This window comes from Acinetobacter nematophilus (assembly GCF_026344175.1).
GTDB lineage: Bacteria > Pseudomonadota > Gammaproteobacteria > Pseudomonadales > Moraxellaceae > Acinetobacter > Acinetobacter nematophilus.
This window is the reverse complement of sequence record NZ_JAPKMY010000005.1, coordinates 267,403-289,619: the sequence shown is the minus strand read 5'-3', so window position 1 is coordinate 289,619 and position 22,217 is coordinate 267,403. Positions and strand designations below refer to the sequence as shown.

Here is a 22,217-nt window from a genome sequence, read left to right as displayed (position 1 = left end):
AAATGTTTATTCTTACCGAGAGTTGCGGCTCTCGGTTTGCTTATTAGGTCAGTAGTTCAATTGGTAGAGCGTCGGTCTCCAAAACCGAATGTTGGGGGTTCGAGTCCCTCCTGACCTGCCAGTTTTTAAATAAAAAACTTGATGTCGGCTAAACTGGTCATATAATAAGTCGCGAAACCTACGACGAGTACAAAAATGTCGAACGATAAATCACGTGACGCAACAGGCGGCGCGGCAATTCCTCAAAGCAACAATTCAGCTGAAATGGTGAAGACAAGTTCTCCGTTTGATTTTATTTTGTGGATCATTGCATTGGCTTTATTTGGCTGTGCTTTGATGACAAATCAATATCTTCCAGCGTATTGGGCACCGGCAAATAGCATCTGGGTGCGTATTGGGGTAATTTTAGCTTGTATCATCGTAGCTTTAGGTTTATTATACGCCACCCATCAAGGCAAAGGCTTTGTTCGTTTGCTTAAAGATTCGCGTATCGAACTGCGTCGAGTCACTTGGCCTACGAAACATGAAACAGTAACCACTTCATGGCAGGTTCTCCTCGTTGTTGTAGTTGCCGCAATTATTTTGTGGTGTTTTGACTATATCATCGGTTGGTTTATGAAGTTTATTATCGGGTAAGAGAGCTATGAAACGTTGGTACATTATTCATGCCTATTCAGGCTATGAAAAACAAGTGATGCGTTCACTTAATGATCGAATCCAGCGTAGCGCTGTTGCTGATAGTTTTGGTGAAGTCCTTGTTCCTACCGAAGAAGTGGTAGAAATGAAGGATGGTAAGAAACGTAAATCAGAACGTAAATTCTTTCCAGGCTACGTATTGGTCGAAATGGAAATGAATGATGAAACTTGGCACATTGTTAAAGAATGTCCAAAAGTATTGGGTTTCATCGGTGGTACTGCTGAAAAACCAGCGCCAATTACGCAAAAAGAAGCTGATGCGATTCTTGCACGTGTACACAACAAAGGTGAAGCACCTCGTCCTAAGACGATGTTCGAGCCGGGTGAAGAATTACTTGTGACTGACGGTCCATTCACAGACTTTAAGGGTGTGGTGGAAGAAGTTCAGTACGAAAAATCGCGTTTAACATTGACGATTAACGTATTTAATCGACCAACTCAAGTTGAATTGGAATTTCGTCAAGTCGAAAAAACAATTTAATTTGAATTGTTCAAAAAGCGCCCGATTTGTTATGGATCGGGCATTGTTGTTGTAACGGTATCGTTACTTGAAAACTTGGGGAGCTCTAAAAGGCGTTTGTACCCAGAGGTAATTTGAAATGGCTAAGAAGATTGACGGCTATATCAAGCTGCAAGTTCCAGCTGGTAAAGCGAATCCATCTCCACCAATCGGTCCTGCACTAGGTCAACGTGGTGTGAACATCATGGCATTCTGTAAAGAATTCAATGCTGCTACACAAAAAGTTGAACCAGGTCTTCCAATTCCTGTAGTGATCACTGTGTACAACGATAAGTCGTTCACATTCATCATGAAAACTCCACCTGCATCTATTCTTCTTAAGAAAGCTGCTGGTATCCAGAAGGGTTCATCTGTACCAAACAAAACTAAAGTTGGTAAGTTGACTCGTGCTCAATTAGAAGAAATTGCGACTACTAAAGAGCCAGACTTAACTGGTGCTGATTTAGACGCACGTGTACGTACCATTGCTGGTTCTGCGCGTTCTATGGGCTTGGAAGTGGAGCTATAAGACATGGCAAAGTTAACTAAACGTCAAAAAGCCATTGCTGCAGCTGTAGAAGCAAACAAAGTTTATACTTTGGAAGAAGCAGTACAAGTTCTTAGCAGCCTTCCTGCTGCAAAATTCAAAGAATCTTTGGATGTTGCGGTAAACCTAGGTGTTGATCCTCGTAAATCTGACCAAGTTGTTCGTGGCGCGACTACGCTTCCTGCAGGTACTGGTAAAACTGTACGTGTAGCTGTGTTTGCTCAAGGCGCTGCTGCTGAAGCTGCTAAAGCTGAAGGCGCGGACGTTGTTGGTTTTGATGATCTAGCTGAAAGCATTCAAGCGGGTAACTTAGACTTTGATGTTGTGATTGCTGCTCCAGATGCAATGCGCGTTGTAGGTAAGTTGGGTACGATTCTTGGTCCACGTGGTTTAATGCCAAACCCTAAAGTGGGTACTGTAACTCCTGACGTTGCAACTGCAGTTAAAAATGCAAAAGCAGGTCAAGCACGTTACCGTGTAGACAAAGCGGGTATCATCCACGCTGCGATCGGTCAAGTAGGTTTCACAGCCGAAGCTGTTCGTTCAAACGTTGAAGCACTTATTGCTGACCTTAAGAAAGCAAAACCTGCGACTTCTAAAGGTATCTACATTCAAAAGATCACTTTGAGCTCAACAATGGGTCCTGGTCTTGTTGTAGACGTACAGAACGTTACTAAGTAATTATTTTTATAAATAATTATTTGCAATGAAAGAATTTTAAAGTCCTGAGTGAAATTTAAAACAAGGTTTTTAAATTTTGCGCAAAGTGGGGGAGGCTTCAGCAGAAGTTTTCTCTCATCTTGTGAGTTGGCAAGGTTGACTTGCTGATGGGTTCTCAGGCGGACTTTGAATTGATAGATGTAAGTTTATCAGCGTCAAAGACCTCAGGCGAGGCAGGTCTTAGGATTTGCTTCTTAAAATACCAGTCTGAGTAGACGCGGTGGTGTGATTGATTCCTCCTCCGCGTGTAAGTTGAGAAATTGACTTGCGAATTGGGAGTGCAGTCCATTTGTGGATTGCATAAATCACCGTTAGGAGGTTTTACAATGGCTCTTCTTATCGAAGACAAAAAACAGATCGTTGCTGAAGTAAATGAAGTTGCTTCTTCAGCGTTTGCTGCTGTTGTTGCTGACTACCAAGGTTTAACAGTAGAACAATTGACTACTCTTCGCGTAGAAGCTCGTAAGTTAGGTGTTAAAACACGTATCGTGCGTAACACTTTAGCTAAGCGTGCACTTGAAGGTACTCAATTCTCTATCTTGGATGAGAACCTTGTTGGTCCAACTATTCTAGCTTTTTCAACTTCTGAAGACGACATGGGCGCAGCTGCTCGCTTGTTTGAAGATTTTGCTAAAACTAACAAAGCATTTGAACTTAAAGCTGCTGCATTTGATGGCAAAGTTTATCAAGGTGCTGATGTTAGCGTTATTGCAAATCTTCCAAACCAAGAAAAAGCACTTACGATGCTTGCCAATGTTCTTCAAGCTCCTATTTCGAAATTGGGTCGCCTTATTACAGCGCTCAAAGAGAAAAACGAGTCGGAAGCAGCTTAAGCTTAAAAATTTTCACACACCATTCAATATCCATTTGGAGTTATTCTCATGGCTTTAACTAACGAAGAAATCTTAAACGCAGTTGCTGAAAAAACTGTTCTTGAACTTGTTGAACTTATTTCTGCTTTCGAAGAAAAATTCAACGTATCTGCAGCTGCTGTAGCTGTAGCTGCTGCTCCAGGTGCTGGCGCTGCTGCTGCTGAAGAGCAATCTGAATTCAACGTTGAGTTGACTTCTTTCGGTGCTAACAAAGTTGCTGTAATTAAAGCAGTTCGTGAAGCAACTGGTCTTGGTCTTAAAGAAGCTAAAGATCTTGTTGAAGGCGCTCCTTCAGTTGTTAAAGAAGCGGTTTCTAAAGAAGAAGGCGAAGAACTTAAGAAGAAACTTGAAGAAGCTGGTGCTACAGTTACACTTAAGTAATCTTAAGGGGAGTCGATTTTTTTATAATCGGCTCCACAAATTGGCTGATGGCTCTTGGGTCATCAGCCTTTTTGCGTTACAATAATCGGCTCGATTTTAGATTGATTGATATAAAAATCATCAATTTTTAAAACAAATAAACAAAATCAAACGCTTACCAATATTTTTCAGCTTTAAAAATATTGTTAAGCGTTTTGTACCACTGAAATTTGCAGCATTTGTATAAAAGTGGTGGTCATATCGACCTGCGTAATTCCTTCTAAGTTCGTTCTGCAGGCGGGCTTAGTTTACTTTCCGAGGACTCCAGATGGCATACTCATATACCGAAAAGAAACGGATCCGTAAGAATTTTGGTAAATTGCCCCAAGTCATGCATGCTCCGTACTTGCTCGCGATTCAAGTCGACTCGTACAGAACATTCTTGCAAGATGGCAAAACTCCAAAAAATCGCGAAGATATCGGTCTCCAAGCTGCATTTCGTTCAGTTTTTCCTATTGAAAGTTATTCTGGCAATGCTGCTTTAGAATTCGTTGAGTATAGTCTTGGTAAACCAGAGTTTGATGTTCGCGAATGTATCCTTCGCGGTTCAACCTTTGCGGCACCAATGCGCGTTAAAATTCGTTTGATCATCAAAGATCGTGAAACGAAATCTATCAAAGACGTACGTGAACAAGAAGTGTACATGGGTGAAATGCCGCTCATGACTGAGAATGGTACTTTTGTGATCAATGGTACCGAGCGTGTAATCGTGTCTCAATTACACCGTTCTCCAGGCGTTTTCTTTGATCACGATAAAGGTAAAACGCATTCAAGTGGTAAAGTGCTTTATTCGGCACGTATCATTCCTTACCGTGGTTCATGGTTGGATTTTGAATTTGATGCTAAAGACTTAGTATTTGTTCGTATTGACCGTCGTCGTAAATTATTGGCAACTGTAATTCTACGTGCATTGAACTACAGCAATGAACAAATTCTTGACATGTTCTATGAGAAAGTACCTGTATATCTTGATATGGGTAGCTATCAAATTGATCTTGTGCCAGAACGTCTTCGCGGTGAAATGGCGCAATTTGATATCGTAGACAATGATGGCAAAGCGATTGTTGAACAAGGTAAGCGTATTAACGCACGTCATGTTCGTCAAATGGAAGCTGCGGGTTTAACTAAACTTTCAGTTCCAGATGAATACCTGTATGAGCGTATTACAGCTGAAGATATTACTTTGCGTGATGGCGAAGTGATCGCTGCAAATACCATTTTAAGCCATGAAGTCTTGGTTAAAATTGCTGAAGGTGGTGTTAAACAGTTTAACATCTTGTTCACCAATGACATCGACCGTGGTTCTTTCGTTGCAGATACTTTGCGTGCGGATACAACAACAGGTCGTGAAGAAGCGCTTGTAGAAATCTATAAAGTGATGCGTCCGGGTGAGCCACCAACAAAAGAAGCGGCTGAAAACCTATTCAATAACTTATTCTTCTCTACAGAGCGTTATGACTTGTCTCCTGTAGGTCGTATGAAGTTTAACCGTCGTTTGGGTCGTCCTTATGAAGTTGGTACGGATCAGAAGTCTCGTGAAGTAGAAGGTATTCTTTCTAACGATGACATCATTGATGTATTGAAAACTTTGGTAGAAATCCGTAACGGTAAAGGCGAAGTCGACGATATCGATCACTTGGGTAACCGTCGTGTACGTTCTGTTGGTGAAATGACAGAAAACCAATTCCGTGTTGGTTTGGTTCGTGTTGAGCGTGCTGTTAAAGAGCGTTTAAACCAGGCTGAAACAGATAATCTGTCTCCACAAGATTTGATCAATGCGAAACCAGTTGCTGCTGCAATCAAAGAATTCTTTGGTTCAAGCCAATTGTCTCAGTTTATGGATCAAAACAACCCGTTGTCTGAAATTACACACAAACGTCGTGTTTCAGCACTTGGTCCAGGTGGTTTGACACGTGAACGTGCAGGCTTTGAAGTACGTGACGTACATCAAACTCACTATGGTCGTGTATGTCCAATTGAGACACCTGAAGGTCCAAACATTGGTTTGATCAACTCGCTTTCTGTATACGCAAAAGCCAACAACTTTGGTTTCTTGGAAACACCATACCGTAAAGTAGTCGATGGTCGTGTAACGGATGATGTTGAGTATTTATCTGCGATTGAAGAAGTAGGCACTGTAATTGCACAAGCCGATTCTGGCGTAGATAAAGACGGTAACCTGACGGAAGAATTCGTTTCTGTACGTCATCAGGGTGAATTCGTTCGTATGCCTCCTGAAAAAGTGACGCATATGGATGTATCTGCTCAACAGGTTGTTTCTGTTGCTGCATCACTTATTCCATTCCTTGAACACGATGATGCGAACCGTGCATTGATGGGTTCAAACATGCAACGTCAGGCTGTTCCTACATTGCTTGCTGACAAGCCGCTTGTTGGTACAGGTATGGAAGCAAACGTAGCGCATGACTCTGGTGTGTGTGTCATCGCAAAACGTGGCGGACGTATTGAGTTTGTTGATGCTTCTCGTGTTGTTATTCGTGTCAATGAAGATGAAATGATCGCGGGTGAAGCAGGTGTAGATATCTACAACTTGATCAAATACACACGTTCAAACCAAAATACTTGTATCAACCAAAAAGTTCTGGTGAGCTTGGGCGATAAAGTCGGTCGTGGTGATGTTCTTGCTGATGGTCCATCGACTGATGGTGGTGAATTAGCACTTGGTCAAAACATGCGTGTCGCGTTTATGACTTGGAATGGTTATAACTATGAAGACTCGATCTTGTTATCTGAGCGTGTGCTTCAAGAAGACCGTTTGACTTCAATTCACATCCAAGAGTTGTCATGTGTAGCACGTGATACCAAGTTAGGTGCAGAAGAAATTACTGCCGATATCCCTAACGTGGGTGAAGCCGCGCTCTCTAAACTTGATGAATCAGGTATCGTTTATATCGGTGCTGAAGTTTCAGCAGGTGACATCCTTGTTGGTAAGGTAACACCTAAAGGTGAAACACAGTTAACACCTGAAGAAAAATTACTTCGTGCAATTTTCGGTGAAAAAGCTGCGGATGTAAAAGACTCTTCTTTACGTGTTTCTTCAAGCGTAAAAGGTACGGTAATTGACGTTCAAGTGTTTACACGTGACGGTATCGAGAAAGACGAGCGTGCTCAAGCAATTGAAAAAGCGCAACTTGATGCTTATCGTAAAGACTTGAAAGAAGAGTTCAAAATCTTTGAAGAAGCTGCTCGTGAACGTATTGTGCGTTTATTGAAAGGTCAAGAGTCAAATGGTGGTGGTACAACTAAACGTGGTGACAAGCTAACAGAAGACGTATTGTCTAACTTAGAGCTTGTTGATCTGTTAGAAGTTCAACCGGCAGACGAAGGCATTGCTGAACGTTTAACTCAGATTCAAGTGTTCTTGAAAGAGAAGAGCCACGAGATCGATGAGAAGTTTGCTGAGAAAAAACGTAAACTTTCAACAGGTGATGAACTGACCACTGGTGTATTGAAAGTTGTTAAAGTTTATCTTGCTGTTAAACGTCGTATCCAGCCTGGTGATAAGATGGCGGGTCGTCACGGTAACAAGGGTGTTGTATCAAACATCTTGCCTGTGGAAGACATGCCGCATGACATCCATGGTGTTCCAGTAGATGTGGTACTTAACCCGCTCGGTGTACCATCACGTATGAACGTGGGTCAGATTCTTGAAACTCACTTGGGTATGGCAGCGAAAGGTCTTGGCGACAAGATCGACAAGATGATGAAAGAACAACGTACTGTTCTTGAACTTCGTGAATTCTTAGACAAGATTTATAACAAAGTTGGTGGCGAGCAAGAAGATCTTGATAGCTTGACTGATGAAGAAATCTTGGTGTTGTCAGGTAACTTGCGTAAAGGTGTTCCTTTAGCTACACCAGTATTTGATGGTGCGGAAGAAGGACAAATCAAAGAGTTGCTTGAACTTGGTGGTATTTCACGTACAGGTCAAACAGTATTGTATGATGGACGTACAGGTGAGCGTTTTGATCGCCCAGTAACTGTCGGTTATATGTACATGCTCAAGTTGAACCACTTGGTTGACGACAAGATGCATGCACGTTCTACAGGTTCTTACTCACTTGTGACGCAACAACCGCTTGGTGGTAAAGCACAATTCGGTGGTCAGCGTTTCGGTGAGATGGAAGTTTGGGCACTTGAGGCTTATGGTGCTGCTTATACACTTCAAGAAATGTTAACTGTGAAATCGGATGACGTTGAAGGTCGTACTCGCATCTATAAGAATATTGTAGATGGTAACCATTATATGGATCCGGGTATGCCTGAATCGTTCAACGTATTGACCAAAGAGATCCGTTCTTTAGGTATCAACATTGAACTGAAAAATGGTGACTAAATCCCCCTCGTCCCCCCTTTGTTAAAGGGGGGGCGTTCCCCTCTTTAACAAAGAGGGGTTAGGGGAGATTCCCAATCTCAGTGAAAAAACAATATTTGTGACCCAGCCGTAGAGAGAAAGCCTCTTCGGCACACGGAGAAAAAAATTGAAAGACTTGCTCGATATCATGCGCAAAAAGACGGACTCAGACGGTCATGCTCCAGTAGAGTTTGATCGCATCCGTATTGGTCTTGCGTCACCAGAAATGATTAAGTCATGGTCTCACGGTGAAGTTAAAAAGCCAGAAACCATTAACTACCGTACCTTTAAACCAGAACGTGATGGTTTGTTCTGTGCCAAAATCTTTGGTCCAGTAAAAGATTATGAATGCTTGTGTGGTAAATACAAGCGTATGAAATACAAAGGCGTCATTTGTGAAAAATGTGGCGTTGAAGTAACAACTGCGAAAGTTCGTCGTGAGCGTATGGGTCACATCGAATTGGCTTCTCCTGTTGCTCATATTTGGTTTTTGAAATCATTACCAAGCCGTATCGGTTTACTGCTTGATATGACGTTGCGTGATATCGAACGTGTATTGTATTTCGAATCTTATGTGGTGACTGATCCCGGCATGACGCCAATGGAAAAGTACCAACTTCTTAACGATGAAGAATACTTTACTGCGTTAGAAGAACACGGTGATGAATTCAGCGCTAAAATGGGTGCCGAAGCAGTTCAGGATTTGTTGAAAGACATTGATCTTGAAGCTGAAATTTCTCGTTTACGTGAAGAAATTCCAAATACAACTTCAGAAACTAAGCTGAAAAAAGCGTCTAAACGTTTGAAGTTGATGGAAGCGTTCAAAGAGTCAAACAACAAACCAGAATGGATGGTGATGAATGTACTTCCAGTACTTCCGCCAGATCTTCGTCCATTGGTTCCGCTTGAAGGCGGTCGTTTTGCGACTTCTGACCTGAACGATCTTTACCGTCGTGTAATTAACCGTAACAACCGTTTAAAGCGTCTTCTTGATCTTGCTGCACCAGACATTATCGTACGTAACGAAAAACGTATGTTACAAGAGTCTGTAGATGCATTGTTGGACAACGGTCGTCGTGGTCGTGCGATTACAGGTTCGAACAAACGTCCGCTTAAATCTTTGGCTGATATGATCAAAGGTAAGCAAGGTCGTTTCCGTCAAAACTTACTTGGTAAGCGTGTTGATTATTCGGGTCGTTCGGTAATTACCGTAGGTCCATCATTACGTTTACACCAATGTGGTCTTCCAAAGAAAATGGCACTTGAATTATTCAAACCATTCATCTTTGCGAAACTACAAGCTTCAGGTCAAGCAACAACCATTAAAGCTGCGAAGAAAATGGTTGAGCGTGAAACACCAGAAGTATGGGACGTTCTTGCATCTGTAATTCGTCAACATCCTGTTATGTTGAACCGTGCGCCAACCCTTCACCGTTTAGGTCTTCAAGCATTTGAACCTATCCTGATCGAAGGTAAAGCGATTCGTTTGCATCCACTCGTTTGTGCTGCGTTTAACGCCGACTTTGATGGTGACCAAATGGCGGTTCACGTACCATTAACACTTGAAGCTCAACTAGAAGCTCGTGCGTTAATGATGTCGACCAACAACATCTTGTCACCTGCAAACGGTGAACCAATTATCGTACCTTCTCAGGACGTTGTATTGGGCTTGTATTACATCACACGTGATGCAATCAATGCCAAAGGTGAAGGCATGGTGTTTGCGGACACGCATGAAGTTAACCGTGCGCTTGCAACAGGCCAGGTTGATCTGCATGCACGTGTAAAAGCACGTGTACACCAAACAGTCATTGATGACAACGGTAACCGTGAACATCAAACCATTGTTGTAGATACGACACCAGGTCGTTGCTTACTTTGGGAAGTTGTTCCTGAAGGTATGGATTTCCAACAAATTAACGTTGAGATGACTAAGAAAAACATCTCTAAATTGATTAACTCTTGCTACCGTAAATTAGGTTTGAAAGATACGGTTATCTTTGCTGACCAATTGATGTACCTGGGCTTCCGTCAAGCAACACGTTCAGGTGTTTCTGTGGGTATGGAAGACATGTTGATTCCACCACAAAAGCAAGCAATTATTGAAAAAGCTGAAGTTGAAGTTCGTGAAATTGAACAACAATTCGAGCAAGGTTTCGTAACTGCTGGTGAACGTTATAACAAAGTTGTCGATATTTGGGCGCGTACCAACGACCAAGTTGCAAAAGCAATGATGGATAACTTGTCATTCACCACTGTTAAAAACAAACAGGGTGAAGATGAGAAGCAAAAATCATTCAACAGTATCTACATGATGTCTGACTCTGGTGCCCGTGGTTCGGCAGCTCAGATTCGTCAGCTTGCAGGTATGCGTGGCTTGATGGCGAAACCAGATGGTTCGATCATTGAAACCCCAATTAAAGCAAACTTCCGTGAAGGTTTGACAGTACTTCAGTACTTCATTTCAACACACGGTGCACGTAAAGGTTTGGCAGATACCGCACTTAAAACGGCGAACTCTGGTTACTTAACACGTCGTCTTGTCGACGTAGCACAAGATTTGGTGATTACTGAGCCAGATTGTGGTACCTATGATGGTCTTGTAATGACTCCGTTCATTCAAGGTGGCGATGTCATCGAGAACTTAGGTGCTCGAGTATTGGGTCGTGTACTTGCTGAAGATGTGAAGAAACCGGGTACAGATGATGTCCTTCTTCCACGTAACACATTGATCGACGAGAAACTTGCAACGTTCCTTGAAGATAATGGTGTTGATGAAGTTAAAGTACGTTCAGTAGTAAACTGTGCTTCAACATTCGGTGTATGTGCGAAATGTTACGGTCGTGACTTGGCTCGTGGTCACTTGGTGAACCCAGGTGAATCTGTCGGGGTAATGGCTGCACAATCAATTGGTGAACCTGGTACACAGTTAACCATGCGTACATTCCACGTGGGTGGTGCTGCAAGCCGAACTTCTGCTGCTAACAGCGTTCAAGTACGTAACAAGGGTACAGTTCGTTTCCATAACGTTAAAACTGTTCAACATGCCAAAGGTCACTTGGTATCTGTTTCACGTTCAGGTGAAATCGGTATTGCGGATGACTTAGGTCGTGAACGTGAACGCTATAAACTTCCATACGGTGCGTCTATCTTGATCAAAGATGGTCAACCTGTAGAAGGCGGCGGTATTGTTGCAACTTGGGATCCACATACACATCCATTGGTAACTGAAGTTGCGGGTAAAGCACGCTTCAGCCAAATTGCTGATGGTGTAACTGCGACATCGAAAACTGATGATGCAACAGGTATGACGACTGTTGAAATCTTGCCGGTAACAGCACGTCCTGCGTCTGGTAAAGATTTACGTCCTGCAATTGTGTTGGATACAACCGATGGCGGCGAACAGTTCTACTTCTTGCCACAAAACACAATCGTGACTGTTCGTGATGGCGAAACGATTGGTGTCGGTGATGTTATCGGTCGTGTACCACAAGAAACTTCACGTACCCGTGATATTACCGGTGGTCTGCCGCGTGTAGCTGACTTGTTCGAAGCGCGTAAGCCGAAAGAGCATGCAATCCTTGCTGAAATTTCAGGTGTTGTAAGCTTTGGTAAAGAGACCAAAGGTAAGAACCGTTTAGTGATTACACCAGATGATGGCTCAGAAATTTATGAAGAGTTGATTCCAAAATGGCGTACCATTAACGTGTTTGAAGGTGAGCATGTGAACCGTGGTGAAACCATTTCTGATGGTCCACAGAACCCGCATGACATCTTGCGTTTGAAAGGTGAAGTTGCATTAACCAACTACATCGTGAACGAAGTTCAAGACGTTTACCGCTTACAGGGTGTAAAAATCAACGATAAGCATATCGAAGTGATCGTGCGTCAAATGTTGCGTAAAGTTGACATTACTGATGGCGGCGATACAAGCTTCATCAAAGGCGAACAAGTGGATTACATCCGCGTTGTGGGCGAAAACCAAGCGGTATTGGCTCAGAACAAGTTCCCTGCGAAGTATGAACGTCAATTGATGGGTATTACCAAAGCATCGCTTTCTACAGACTCGTTCATCTCTGCTGCATCGTTCCAGGAAACCACACGTGTGTTAACTGAAGCGGCTGTAACAGGTAAAGAAGATGATTTACGTGGCTTGAAAGAAAACGTTGTTGTGGGTCGCTTGATTCCAGCAGGTACTGGTCTTGCATACCACCTAGAGCGTCGTCGTCAAGAAGCAGAAGCTGCAGAGCATGAACTTGTAAATGACTTCTCTGAAGTTGATCAAGCATTCTCTCAAGCTTTAAACGAAGATTCTTTCTAAGTTAAACAGCTTTTGAAATGAAGAAGACGCCCAAGGGCGTCTTTTTTTATATAATCAAAAAATAGAAATTAAAATTGATCCACAATGAAAATAAATCCTGTTGTGATGGCTTTAGCGTTGCTGACGATTTGCCCATTATTGCTGTTGATCCTGTTGCCTGCACCTGCAATCGCGCAGAGCTGGCAAGTTGATATGGCGCAATGGATCAATCAGTCATTAAAAATCCAAAGTACCAACACAGGTGAACTTGAGTATTTTAGTCTTTTTGTTAAAAGCTATTTAACCTTGCTTTGTCCATTTTGGGCTGTGTTGATCATTTATTTAATTATTAAAGATGAAGCGGATGAAATACCTAAGCCCAATCAGTTTAAGCCTCTTGATGCCGTGATTGTTTTAAGCTTTTTTTGCTTTTGTATCGGCTTTGCAATAACGTTAAGCCTATGGCACTTAAACCCTTCATTGGTGTCTATACGGGTTAAAAATAGTTTTTTATTTAGAATACTGTATGAATATAAATTAGGGATTATATTGGCTGAGTTGTTTTACTTTGCTATTTTACTTATTGCGTTATTGGGCTTTATTACTGCGGTGATCATCAATATTCATCAGCAATTTTTAAAAAGACAAAAATGATGCGTTCCGGACTTTAGAAAGAAGGAGACGGATTCAAATATAAAAAAGCCGCTGAAGTTCAGCGGCTTTATAGTCGATGTGAATCGATCATTAAGTTTAAGCGTGTCGAGGTTTTACCCAGAGTTGATAGGCAACAGCCAATAAGGCAAGCCAAACCGCACCCACATAAAGGGCGGGACGTGATGCAGGGAAATAACCGATCATGGCAATCACAAAGATCATAAATGCTGTGGCTAAAATTGGTGCAATCGGCCATCCGATTACAGGAAAATCGAGCGCTTTAATTTCTTTCGCACTGAGTTTTTTTCGCATACCAAACTGTGCCAATAAAATCATTAACCACACATAAACAGTTGCAAAAGTTGCAATCGAAGCAATGATTTCAAAAACATTTTCAGGAATCAGGTAATTTAAAAGGACTCCCACCAAAAGCACACTTGCCATCACAATGACGGTCATAAATGGCACACCATTTCTTGATGTTTTAGCAAAACTTGCTGGTGCTTTGCCTTTAACTGCCATGCCATACATCATCCGCCCAGCACCAAAAACATCACTGTTAATCGCAGAAACAGCAGCCGTAATCACCACAATGTTCAGGATTGCAGCAGCGGATTTGATTCCTAAACTTTCAAATATTTGGACAAATGGACTGCCATGGGAACCAATTTGATTCCAAGGGAAAATCGACATCAGTACAAAAATCGTCAATACATAGAACAGGATAATTCTAAAAGGAACTGCATTGATGGCTTGAGGAATTGCGACTTTAGGGTCTTTGGTCTCTCCAGCGGTCACACCAATGATTTCAATTCCACCAAATGCAAAAACAACCACAGAAAAACAGGCAATAAAACCGGCAATACCGTTGGGAAAGAATCCACCGTGTGTCCAAAGATTCGATACCCCTGAACTGAACTCTGTATGTGGAATGTGCAGACCATAGAGCATGATGCCGAAACCACCGAGAATCATGGCGATGATGGCTGTAACTTTGATGATGGATAGCCAGAATTCCAGCTCACCATAGACTTTGACATGGATCAGGTTAATTGCGCCCAAAAAGAAAATCAGTGACAAAATCCAGACCCAACGTGCCACATCAGGAAACCAGAAACCCATGTATATTCCAAAAGCGGTGACGTCTGCGATCGCAACAATCACCATCTCAAAAACATAGGTCCAACCCGTGGTAAAACCTGCAAATGGACTAATGTACTCAGACGCATAATGACTAAATGAATCTGAAACAGGATGATGAACAGCCATCTCTCCTAAAGCACGCATCACGATGTAAATCGCAATCCCGGCGATCATATAAGCCAGTAGTACCGATGGACCTGCTTGCTGTATTGCTGAGGCTGAACCGTAGAATAAACCTGTACCAATAGCAGAACCTAAAGCCAGGAAACGGATGTGACGGGTATTGAGTCCCCGTTTTAAAGTGGAAGTTTGTGACATGATAAGCTCCAGTCTTATCTATAGTTTATAGGAGCTTGCTAGCGAGTTCATGCTTTTATCCATAAAATAAGCGATTTACCATGCACGAATACATCATTTGCAGGCGGTGAATCAGAACATCAATTCAAAGCCCTGTGTTAAACAAAGTTACAAATGGATGCAATAAAGCAATCATTTCCTCACGAATTTATCTTTACTTTCCATGAGATAATTTCAAGTGGAAAAAATGTTTGATTGACTTGTTGTAATAACAGAAGGAATAAGGGCATGAAAAAGCAAATAATGACCATAATGTGTGTGGCTTTACCTATCGTGATGCTTACAGGTTGTGAAAACATGTCAGCAAATGATAAGCGTATCGGTTCCGCAGCGCTTGGTGGTGCTGTTGGTGGTGGCTTGGGTAATCATGCAGGGAATGGTATAGGTGCCGCTGTTGGTGCAGGTGGTGGTGCGGCTGTAGGAAGCAAGGCAAGTAATGGGTCAAATCGTAACGCAACTTACAGTGGTGTTGGTGCAGGTATTGGTTCCGTGATTGGTAAAGGTATTCTAGGTGGTGATGCAGGTGCTGCGATTGGTGGTGCAATCGGTGGTGGCGCTGGTGCAGCCATTGAGCAGAACAAATAACTTATTCAATGAACGATAAAAACGCTATGTTGTATTGATTCAGCATAGCGTTTTTTTTATTTCTATCGTTTATATTTAACCTGAGTTCGATAAAAACTCTTGATGAAATATGATACTCGGAAACGTCATCCGCTACTGTTTGAGGCAGGACTACTTCTACAAGGTATTGTTTCTGCGACTGATTAAATATGTTGCTAGTGGTTGACGAGTTTTGCGGTGAGCAGCGATACCGCTGCGCAAGATGGTTGCTCTTGCGGAGCTTCGCTCCTCATGCCAAAACAAAAGTATGGCGAGCCGCAGGCTGATCCTGAAATTGGGTGAAAACTCAGCAAGACTCCGCCGAGACTTAATGTTTTTCAATAAGTTAAATATGTGGTTGCATCGAACTCACGTTATTTAGTAGACCATTAAGTATGTTTAAACGATATTGAATGTCGTCTACTAAAGTCATTAACGTTTCAACGGATGTGGATTCTTACGACGGATATAAACGGTTTTTTGTACTTCAGCAATTCGTAAGCCCGAATCATCAAAAATATTTAAAGTGTAGTTACGATATACAGGCTTATAGTTCTGTGCCAGATCTTTAACATGTTCGATTTCAGCAGCATCCAATCGAATATCGGCATAAACCGTACTGCGTCCGGGTGATAGAAAATTAATGCTCGCCGCTTTGTCCCACACCATGTATTTAGGACCAAGGTGATGCATCAAAAGCAGCATATAAAATGGGTCGACCATCGAATATAAACTTCCACCAAAGTGCACCCCAACAATGTTCTGGTTGTTGCGTGTTAAAGGCATTTTGACCCGGATATGATAGTTTTTCAGATCAATTTTTTCGATTTCAATTCCTGCACCTTTGTATGGAGAAAAATGATTCAACATAAATCTGGATACAAATGGAATTGTCTGTAGTTTCTTGATTAGCACATTCATGGTCAATTCTAGTTATCTATTTTTCAACCATAATAAAGAACTGAATGCAAAGTGGCATTGATCGAAATGCCCTCTAGAGCGAAATCATAGCCAATGGTGAAAACAATAAAAGGTGACTCAATGCAAGCGCAAACTTATTGGATCTCGACACAGGACCAGCAGAAACTCTATGCAAAAACATGGGGCAATGCTGAAAACCCCGCGTTGGTCTTGGTGCATGGTTATCCTGATAATCAGGAAGTTTGGGAACCAATTATCGAACAATTGATTTCGCAATTTTATATTGTGACCTATGATGTGCGTGGAGCAGGACAATCTTCTGTACCCAAACGTATCCGCGATTATGCTTTGCCGCGTTTGTCATTAGATTTGGAATGTGTTGTCAATGAGTTGCTGGCAAATCGCAATTTTCATCTGGCTGCACATGATTGGGGTTCCATCCAATCATGGGAATCTGTGACTGAAACAAAATTTAAAAATCGAATTTTGTCTTATACCACTATGTCAGGACCATGTTTAGATCATGCCGCATTTTGGATGCGTGAGCAGTTTTTACATGAAAAACCAAAATTTTTTAAGCAATTATTGAAATCTTGGTACATCGTTGCTTTTCAACTGCCGATTCTTGCACCTACCGTCTGGCATTTTTTTAGTCCGCAGCGTTGGGGGGCAATTTTAACTCAATTAGAAAAAACAAAAGATCTGCCTTTAAACTCAAATATTGCCAAAGATGGTGAGCATGGTATTGGGTTATATCGTGCTAATTTCCTGCCACGTTTAACTCGTCCGCGTCAGCGCTTTGCTGTTTGTCCAGTACAGGCGGTTGTACTTTTAAGAGATAAGTTTGTGAGTCCAGAATTAATTGATGAAGTTCCAAAGTGGGCAACTCAATTTGAGCGCGTCGAGGTTGATGCAAATCATTGGGCTGTACTCAGTCGACCTCAAGAAATTGCACAATATATTCAAGAGTTTGCATTGAAAAATAATTAAAATTTTGTTTGTTATAGCGAGGTGATGTGTATTTATCATCTCGCTATTGAATGATCAGTTGGATGAAATTGCAGCTTCATTGCCGTGAATCTGCTAAAGTATCGCCTTTCAAATTTTCGTAAATTTCTCTATGAATGCTGTCGTTATTGCGATTGCCGTGATGTTTATTCTGTCACTGGCACGAGTTTCTGTTGTTTTAACATTGGTTATTTCAGCAATTATAGGTGGTTTGGTCGCTGGTTTAAGTTTGGCAGATACTGTTGAAGCATTTAATGCCGGGTTGGGGGATGGTGCTGAAGTTGCACTGGCCTATGCCGTATTGGGTGCTTTTGCCTTGGCACTGTCTAAATCAGGTTTACCTGATTTATTGGCTTATAAGTTGATTGGTTTATTGGGGATGGAAGCGACTCAAAAGCAAGCGACAAAAGTAAAATTCTTATTGTTGGGAATATTCCTCATTGCCGCAATTTGTTCTCAGAACTTAATTCCAGTGCATATTGCTTTTATTCCAGTGCTTGTCCCACCGTTATTAAAGGTAATGAACCATCTAAAGCTTGACCGTCGTGCAGCAGCATGCGTACTGACATTGGGATTGGTCGGAACCTATATTTTTCTTCCTGTCGGTTTTGGTGCAATTTTCCTAGAGCAAATTTTAATGGGAAATATCAACAAAATTGGAGCAGCGTATCATCTGCATGTTGAACGGAGCATGATGCCGATGGGAATGGCGATTCCCGTGCTTGGTATGGTGATAGGAACTCTAGTCGCTGTATTCGTCAGTTATCGTAAGCCTCGTATCTACGTCGATCGTAACGTTGCACCCATTACGGCCATTGATCTAGATAAGCCACTCAGGGCGGTCAATGTTGAAGAGCTAAAAGCAGATGGTCTGGCTTTGGAACAAGAAGCCAAACAAGCACCTGTGATTGCCAAGAAAACGATTTTGATGGCTTTGCTGGCAATTGCTTTAACGCTGGTCTCGCAGCTGTATTCAGGTTCAATGATCTTGGGTGGCTTGGTCGGTTTTGCCGTACTCTCTGCGGCAGGAATTTTTAAATGGCAAGAAGCAGATGATGTGTTTGTGCAAGGTATGCGCATGATGGCATTGGTGGGTTTCATCATGATTTCTGCTGCTGGATTTGCCTCTGTAATGACACATACAGGGGATATCAATCATCTGGTCAATGGTGTGGTGCATTTGATTGGTGACAATAAAGCTTTGGCGGCATTTTTAATGCTGTTCATTGGTTTGTTTGTGACGATTGGGATTGGCTCATCTTTCTCAAGTGTACCTGTACTTGCGGTTATTTACGTCCCTTTGTGTGTGCAGTTTGGCTTTTCTCCATTGGCAACAGTTGCATTGATTGGGACAGCAGCAGCACTTGGTGACGCGGGTTCTCCTGCTTCAGACTCTACACTCGGACCTACAGCAGGTTTAGGAGTGGATGGGCAGCATGATCATATTTGGGATACGGTCGTTCCTACATTTATCCATTTTAATATTCCTTTATTGGTCTTTGGCTGGATTGCGGCAATGGTCTTGTAGATTCACATTGGTCATATTGAAGGCTGTTTATGATGATATCTAAACAGCTTTTTTTTATGATTATAAAAGTATTTGATTATTCATAGATTAATTTTCAACCAGTGCAAAGAAATTTAATCATGCTTATGTTTTAATAAATATAAAATGTATTTTATTTGCATTATTAATTTATAATAAAATCTTATTTTATTATAAAAACCCTCAATAATCTTGATTAATTTGGTTGGTTTTTAAAACCAACTATTTTGATAAGATTAAAATAAATTTATATATATAACAGTTACTTAAAAATAAATAAGTTTTTTGTATTTAAATAAATGTTGCAAAATAATTAATACCTATGTTTAATGTTAATTAATAACAACGCGGGGTATTTTATAATGTTGAAGCAACTTGCTCTTATTACATTAATGGGAATTTCTTCTGCTTCATTTGCAGATTGGCAAGTCAAAGTGGGTGGTTCGGTGATTTCACCTACTCAAGACACCAATGTTGCAGGTGTGGGTACTGTGAAAGCTGATCATGAATATGCTTTTACACCATCAGTAGAATATTTTTTTGGTGAAACACCATTTTCAGCTGAGCTTTTGTTAGCTGCACCGATCAGCCATGATGTAAATTTGGATGGTCAAAAAGCAGTTAAACTTAAACATTTGCCGCCTACTGTTACTTTTAAATATAACTTTAAAAACTCAACTCGTTTTACACCATATATCGGTGTAGGTGGTACAGCATTTGTTGCGTGGGATGAAGAGTCAACAGGTGCATTATCAGGTACCAAAGTAAAAGTGAAAGACGATGTTGGTTTTGCGGGTCAAATCGGTTTTAATTTCCAGCCAGCCGATGCAAAAAACTGGGGTGTTTTCTTTGATGCACGCTATGCACAACTTAGTCCAGAAGTGAAAGTAACTGCTGGTGGCGCAACTGCTGCAAAATTTGACTTAGATATCGATCCGGTTATTTATACTTTAGGTTATAGCTATAGATTCTAAGTAGACTGATATAAAAAAGCTCGGTACGTATACCGAGCTTTTTATTTTTAAACTGATCAATTTTTTGTTGAAACAAGAAACCATAAAAAATAGTCATTTTTGACTATATAACAATGCACAAAATCAATTTAATCTAAAACTCATGACTTTATTTTTATTTTTTGAATGAATATGAAATTACGAATTCCAATTGTATTTTTACTCAGCTGTGGCACTTCAATCAGTCAGGCAGCCAGTTTTAACTGTGACCATGCACAAACCAAAACAGAGCATCGTATCTGTGAACAACGCAGTTTAAATGATGCAGATGTTAAAATGGCGACAACCTACAATATTATTCGAAAATTAGTCCCTATGGGAACACGGGGAGTCATTCAAGACCAACAAGTGAAATGGTTACAACTGCGCAATCAATGTCAGGATAATGTACGTTGTTTAACCGATGCATATCAAATGCGGCAACAAAAACTTGAGACTTATATGAATCGGGTCTATGAGCAGGGTCCATTTTAAAAAAAATTGAATTTTACTATTGAAAAATACTTAAACCACTCCATTTCATACAACATTCGATAAAAAAGCGTTATGAATTTACGGAGTGATTTTATGAGCGAACAGAACGCACAACAAAATTCAAAAAAGCACAGCTTCCAAGCAGAAGTGGCTCAGCTTTTACATTTAGTGACGCATTCACTGTATTCAAATCCTGAAATTTTCCTACGCGAATTGATTTCTAATGCTTCAGATGCATGTGATAAATTGCGTTTTGAAGGGATTAATCATCCAGAATTTTATGAAAATGATCCTAATCTACACGTTCGAGTCAGTCTAGACAAAGATGCGAAAACCATTACGATTTCAGACAATGGAATTGGTTTAAGCCAACAAGAAGCAATTGATAACTTGGGTACGATTGCCAAGTCTGGAACCAAAGACTTTATGTCTAAGCTGTCCGGTGATCAAAAAGCCGATGCACAGTTGATTGGTCAATTCGGTGTTGGTTTTTATTCAGGCTTTATTGTTGCAGACAAAATCACGGTTGAATCTCGCCGTGCAGGTTTAGATGCATCCGAGGGTGTGCGTTGGATCAGTGGTGGGACAGGTGATTTTGAAGTCACGCAAATCGATAAGGCTTCACGTGGAACAGATATTATCTTGCATTTACGTGATGATGCTCTGGACTATTTAGAAGCTTATAAAGTAAAACAGATTATCAATAAATATTCTGATCATATCAGCTTGCCAATTGAAATGCAGAAAGAAGTTTGGCAGGAAGAAGAAGCAGTTGAAGGTGAAGAGAAAAAGCCTGGTCAATATGTTAAAACTGATGAGTGGGAAGCAATTAACTCTGCAAGTGCTTTGTGGACACGCAGTAAAGGCGATATCACTGAAGAACAGTATGTTGAGTTTTATAAGAATCTAACACACGATTTCGAAGCTCCGCTTGCATGGGCACATAATCGTGTTGAAGGGAGTACGGAATATACCCAACTGCTTTACATTCCAAGTAAAGCACCAAGCAATATTTTTACCCGTGAAGCAAAAGCCGGCATCAAATTGTATGTGAAACGCGTGTTTATTATGGATGATGCGGACAACCTGATTCCAAACTATCTCCGTTTTGTACAAGGGGTGGTGGACAGCGCAGACCTTCCATTAAATGTGAGCCGTGAGCTTTTACAGGAAAGTCGCGATGTGAAAACCATTCGTGAAGGCAATACACGACGTGTATTGACCACCTTGGACGCTTTGGCAAAATCTGAAGATCAAGCAGATCAAGAAAAATTCAAAACGTTCTATGCTGAATTTGGCTCAGTGATCAAAGAAGGTTTAGGTGAAGACTTTGCCAATCGCGAACGAATTCTTAAACTTTTACGCTTCTCTACATCGAACAATGATGATGTTTCTACTTCATTGGAAGCTTATAAAGCACGTATGAAAGAGGGGCAAAAGGCAATTTATTATGTGACTGCAGATAGTCTTGCTGCTGCCAAAAACTCTCCACAATTAGAGTTGTTCCGTAAAAAAGACATCGAAGTTCTGCTCATGGCAGACCGTGTTGATGAATGGGCAATGGAATTCGTACATGAGTTTGATGGTACACCAATGCAAAACGTTGCCAAAGGTGCGGTTGATTTAGGCGATTTACAAGACGCTGAAGAGAAAAAAGCACTGGAAGCAGCAGCTGAGCAATTTAAGCCAGTCGTTGAAAAATTATCTGATTCATTGAAAGCTAAAACCAAAGAAGTACGTGTGACCACACGTTTAGTCGATTCTCCTGCATGTTTAGTGACGGGTGATGGTGAACTTTCGCCACAATTGATTCGTATGTTAAAACAGGCGGGTCAAGCTGTCCCAGAATCTAAACCAATTTTGGAAATCAATCCAGAGCATCCTTTGGTGAAAAAATTGGATGGTTCTGCTCAGTTTGATGATTTAGCCAATGTGATTTTCGATCAAGCGGTGATTGCAGAAGGTGGGTTACCGGATGATCCTGCTGAATATGTAAAACGTATAAATAATTTATTGTTAAAATAATCATTTGTTGTTTTTCAAAAAGCCTATCTTTAAGATAGGCTTTT

The 22,217-nt window shown here is 41.2% G+C and carries 17 protein-coding genes and 1 tRNA gene; 16 read left to right on the top strand and 2 right to left on the bottom strand.

Features of this window, described 5'->3' with window-relative positions; genetic code table 11:
* Positions 1 to 45: 45 nt before the first annotated feature.
* From OSH00_RS12075 to OSH00_RS12030, 10 genes are all read left to right on the top strand, one after another.
* Positions 46 to 121 (top strand) — tRNA-Trp (locus OSH00_RS12075).
* A gap of 74 nt (positions 122 to 195) precedes the next feature.
* On the top strand, positions 196 to 636 hold the full coding sequence (secE, locus tag OSH00_RS12070) for a preprotein translocase subunit SecE (protein ID WP_266130607.1): 441 nt from the start codon (positions 196 to 198) through the stop codon (positions 634 to 636).
* A 7-nt stretch (positions 637 to 643) separates the two neighbouring features.
* Positions 644 to 1,177 (top strand): transcription termination/antitermination protein NusG, encoded by a 534-nt coding sequence (nusG, locus tag OSH00_RS12065; RefSeq protein WP_004718486.1) that lies wholly within the window; start codon positions 644 to 646, stop codon positions 1,175 to 1,177.
* Positions 1,178 to 1,295: 118 nt separating this feature from the next.
* Positions 1,296 to 1,724, top strand: a complete 429-nt coding sequence (gene rplK / locus OSH00_RS12060; RefSeq protein WP_001074682.1) for a 50S ribosomal protein L11 — start codon at positions 1,296 to 1,298, stop codon at positions 1,722 to 1,724.
* Between the two features lie 3 nt (positions 1,725 to 1,727).
* Entirely contained in the window at positions 1,728 to 2,423 is a 696-nt protein-coding gene (gene rplA, locus OSH00_RS12055) for a 50S ribosomal protein L1 (RefSeq protein WP_004826236.1), read from the top strand.
* Positions 2,424 to 2,788: 365 nt separating this feature from the next.
* On the top strand, positions 2,789 to 3,295 hold the full coding sequence (rplJ, locus tag OSH00_RS12050) for a 50S ribosomal protein L10 (protein ID WP_196074554.1): 507 nt from the start codon (positions 2,789 to 2,791) through the stop codon (positions 3,293 to 3,295).
* A gap of 48 nt (positions 3,296 to 3,343) precedes the next feature.
* Positions 3,344 to 3,715: a 50S ribosomal protein L7/L12 gene (rplL, locus tag OSH00_RS12045; protein WP_004826239.1), complete on the top strand. Its 372-nt coding sequence runs from the start codon at positions 3,344 to 3,346 to the stop codon at positions 3,713 to 3,715.
* 307 nt (positions 3,716 to 4,022) lie between these two features.
* The gene (rpoB, locus tag OSH00_RS12040) at positions 4,023 to 8,111 is read left to right on the top strand and encodes a DNA-directed RNA polymerase subunit beta (RefSeq protein ID WP_266130606.1); all 4,089 of its coding nucleotides are present in this window, start codon (positions 4,023 to 4,025) and stop codon (positions 8,109 to 8,111) included.
* Between the two features lie 145 nt (positions 8,112 to 8,256).
* Positions 8,257 to 12,450 carry a DNA-directed RNA polymerase subunit beta' gene (rpoC, locus tag OSH00_RS12035; protein ID WP_196074552.1) on the top strand — a complete coding sequence of 1,398 codons (4,194 nt, stop codon included), beginning with the start codon at positions 8,257 to 8,259 and terminating at the stop codon, positions 12,448 to 12,450.
* An 84-nt stretch (positions 12,451 to 12,534) separates the two neighbouring features.
* Entirely contained in the window at positions 12,535 to 13,083 is a 549-nt protein-coding gene (locus OSH00_RS12030; RefSeq protein ID WP_266130605.1) for a hypothetical protein, read from the top strand.
* A 96-nt stretch (positions 13,084 to 13,179) separates the two neighbouring features.
* On the opposite strand, the gene OSH00_RS12025 is transcribed toward OSH00_RS12030, so the two are convergent.
* Positions 13,180 to 14,544: an amino acid permease gene (locus OSH00_RS12025; protein ID WP_266130604.1), complete on the bottom strand. Its 1,365-nt coding sequence runs from the start codon at positions 14,542 to 14,544 to the stop codon at positions 13,180 to 13,182.
* A 267-nt stretch (positions 14,545 to 14,811) separates the two neighbouring features.
* On the opposite strand from OSH00_RS12025, the gene OSH00_RS12020 reads away from it, so the two are divergent.
* The gene (locus OSH00_RS12020; protein WP_009584442.1) at positions 14,812 to 15,168 is read left to right on the top strand and encodes a hypothetical protein; all 357 of its coding nucleotides are present in this window, start codon (positions 14,812 to 14,814) and stop codon (positions 15,166 to 15,168) included.
* A gap of 450 nt (positions 15,169 to 15,618) precedes the next feature.
* On the opposite strand, the gene OSH00_RS12015 is transcribed toward OSH00_RS12020, so the two are convergent.
* Positions 15,619 to 16,107: a PaaI family thioesterase gene (locus tag OSH00_RS12015; protein WP_004826250.1), complete on the bottom strand. Its 489-nt coding sequence runs from the start codon at positions 16,105 to 16,107 to the stop codon at positions 15,619 to 15,621.
* A 120-nt stretch (positions 16,108 to 16,227) separates the two neighbouring features.
* Between OSH00_RS12015 and OSH00_RS12010 the strand changes: the two genes are divergently transcribed.
* The 5 genes from OSH00_RS12010 to htpG all read left to right on the top strand — a co-directional run bounded on the left by OSH00_RS12010 (position 16,228) and on the right by htpG (position 22,173).
* Complete coding sequence (locus tag OSH00_RS12010) at positions 16,228 to 17,097, top strand: alpha/beta fold hydrolase (RefSeq protein WP_266130603.1); 870 nt, start codon at positions 16,228 to 16,230, stop codon at positions 17,095 to 17,097.
* 130 nt (positions 17,098 to 17,227) lie between these two features.
* Entirely contained in the window at positions 17,228 to 18,643 is a 1,416-nt protein-coding gene (locus tag OSH00_RS12005) for a Na+/H+ antiporter family protein (protein ID WP_266130602.1), read from the top strand.
* A 380-nt stretch (positions 18,644 to 19,023) separates the two neighbouring features.
* Positions 19,024 to 19,635, top strand: coding sequence for an OmpW/AlkL family protein (locus OSH00_RS12000; protein ID WP_266130601.1), 612 nt, complete (start codon positions 19,024 to 19,026; stop codon positions 19,633 to 19,635).
* A 171-nt stretch (positions 19,636 to 19,806) separates the two neighbouring features.
* Positions 19,807 to 20,148, top strand: a complete 342-nt coding sequence (locus OSH00_RS11995) for a lysozyme inhibitor LprI family protein (protein WP_266130600.1) — start codon at positions 19,807 to 19,809, stop codon at positions 20,146 to 20,148.
* A gap of 93 nt (positions 20,149 to 20,241) precedes the next feature.
* A complete protein-coding gene (gene htpG / locus OSH00_RS11990; RefSeq protein ID WP_266130599.1) occupies positions 20,242 to 22,173 on the top strand; it encodes a molecular chaperone HtpG in 1,932 nt (643 codons plus the stop codon).
* The last annotated feature ends 44 nt before the right edge of the window (positions 22,174 to 22,217 follow it).

Excerpts from the sequence above, each read along its gene's own strand:
- OSH00_RS12015 (WP_004826250.1), bottom strand. The coding sequence starts at position 16,107 with ATGAATGTGCTAATCAAGAAACTACAGACAATTCCATTTGTATCCAGA.
- htpG (WP_266130599.1), top strand. The coding sequence starts at position 20,242 with ATGAGCGAACAGAACGCACAACAAAATTCAAAAAAGCACAGCTTCCAA.
- OSH00_RS12030 (WP_266130605.1), top strand. The coding sequence starts at position 12,535 with ATGAAAATAAATCCTGTTGTGATGGCTTTAGCGTTGCTGACGATTTGC.
- OSH00_RS12000 (WP_266130601.1), top strand. The coding sequence starts at position 19,024 with ATGTTGAAGCAACTTGCTCTTATTACATTAATGGGAATTTCTTCTGCT.
- rplJ (WP_196074554.1), top strand. The coding sequence starts at position 2,789 with ATGGCTCTTCTTATCGAAGACAAAAAACAGATCGTTGCTGAAGTAAAT.
- nusG (WP_004718486.1), top strand. The coding sequence starts at position 644 with ATGAAACGTTGGTACATTATTCATGCCTATTCAGGCTATGAAAAACAA.
- rpoB (WP_266130606.1), top strand. The coding sequence starts at position 4,023 with ATGGCATACTCATATACCGAAAAGAAACGGATCCGTAAGAATTTTGGT.
- OSH00_RS11995 (WP_266130600.1), top strand. The coding sequence starts at position 19,807 with ATGAAATTACGAATTCCAATTGTATTTTTACTCAGCTGTGGCACTTCA.
- OSH00_RS12010 (WP_266130603.1), top strand. The coding sequence starts at position 16,228 with ATGCAAGCGCAAACTTATTGGATCTCGACACAGGACCAGCAGAAACTC.
- OSH00_RS12005 (WP_266130602.1), top strand. The coding sequence starts at position 17,228 with ATGAATGCTGTCGTTATTGCGATTGCCGTGATGTTTATTCTGTCACTG.
- OSH00_RS12020 (WP_009584442.1), top strand. The coding sequence starts at position 14,812 with ATGAAAAAGCAAATAATGACCATAATGTGTGTGGCTTTACCTATCGTG.
- rplA (WP_004826236.1), top strand. The coding sequence starts at position 1,728 with ATGGCAAAGTTAACTAAACGTCAAAAAGCCATTGCTGCAGCTGTAGAA.
- secE (WP_266130607.1), top strand. The coding sequence starts at position 196 with ATGTCGAACGATAAATCACGTGACGCAACAGGCGGCGCGGCAATTCCT.
- rplL (WP_004826239.1), top strand. The coding sequence starts at position 3,344 with ATGGCTTTAACTAACGAAGAAATCTTAAACGCAGTTGCTGAAAAAACT.
- rplK (WP_001074682.1), top strand. The coding sequence starts at position 1,296 with ATGGCTAAGAAGATTGACGGCTATATCAAGCTGCAAGTTCCAGCTGGT.
- OSH00_RS12025 (WP_266130604.1), bottom strand. The coding sequence starts at position 14,544 with ATGTCACAAACTTCCACTTTAAAACGGGGACTCAATACCCGTCACATC.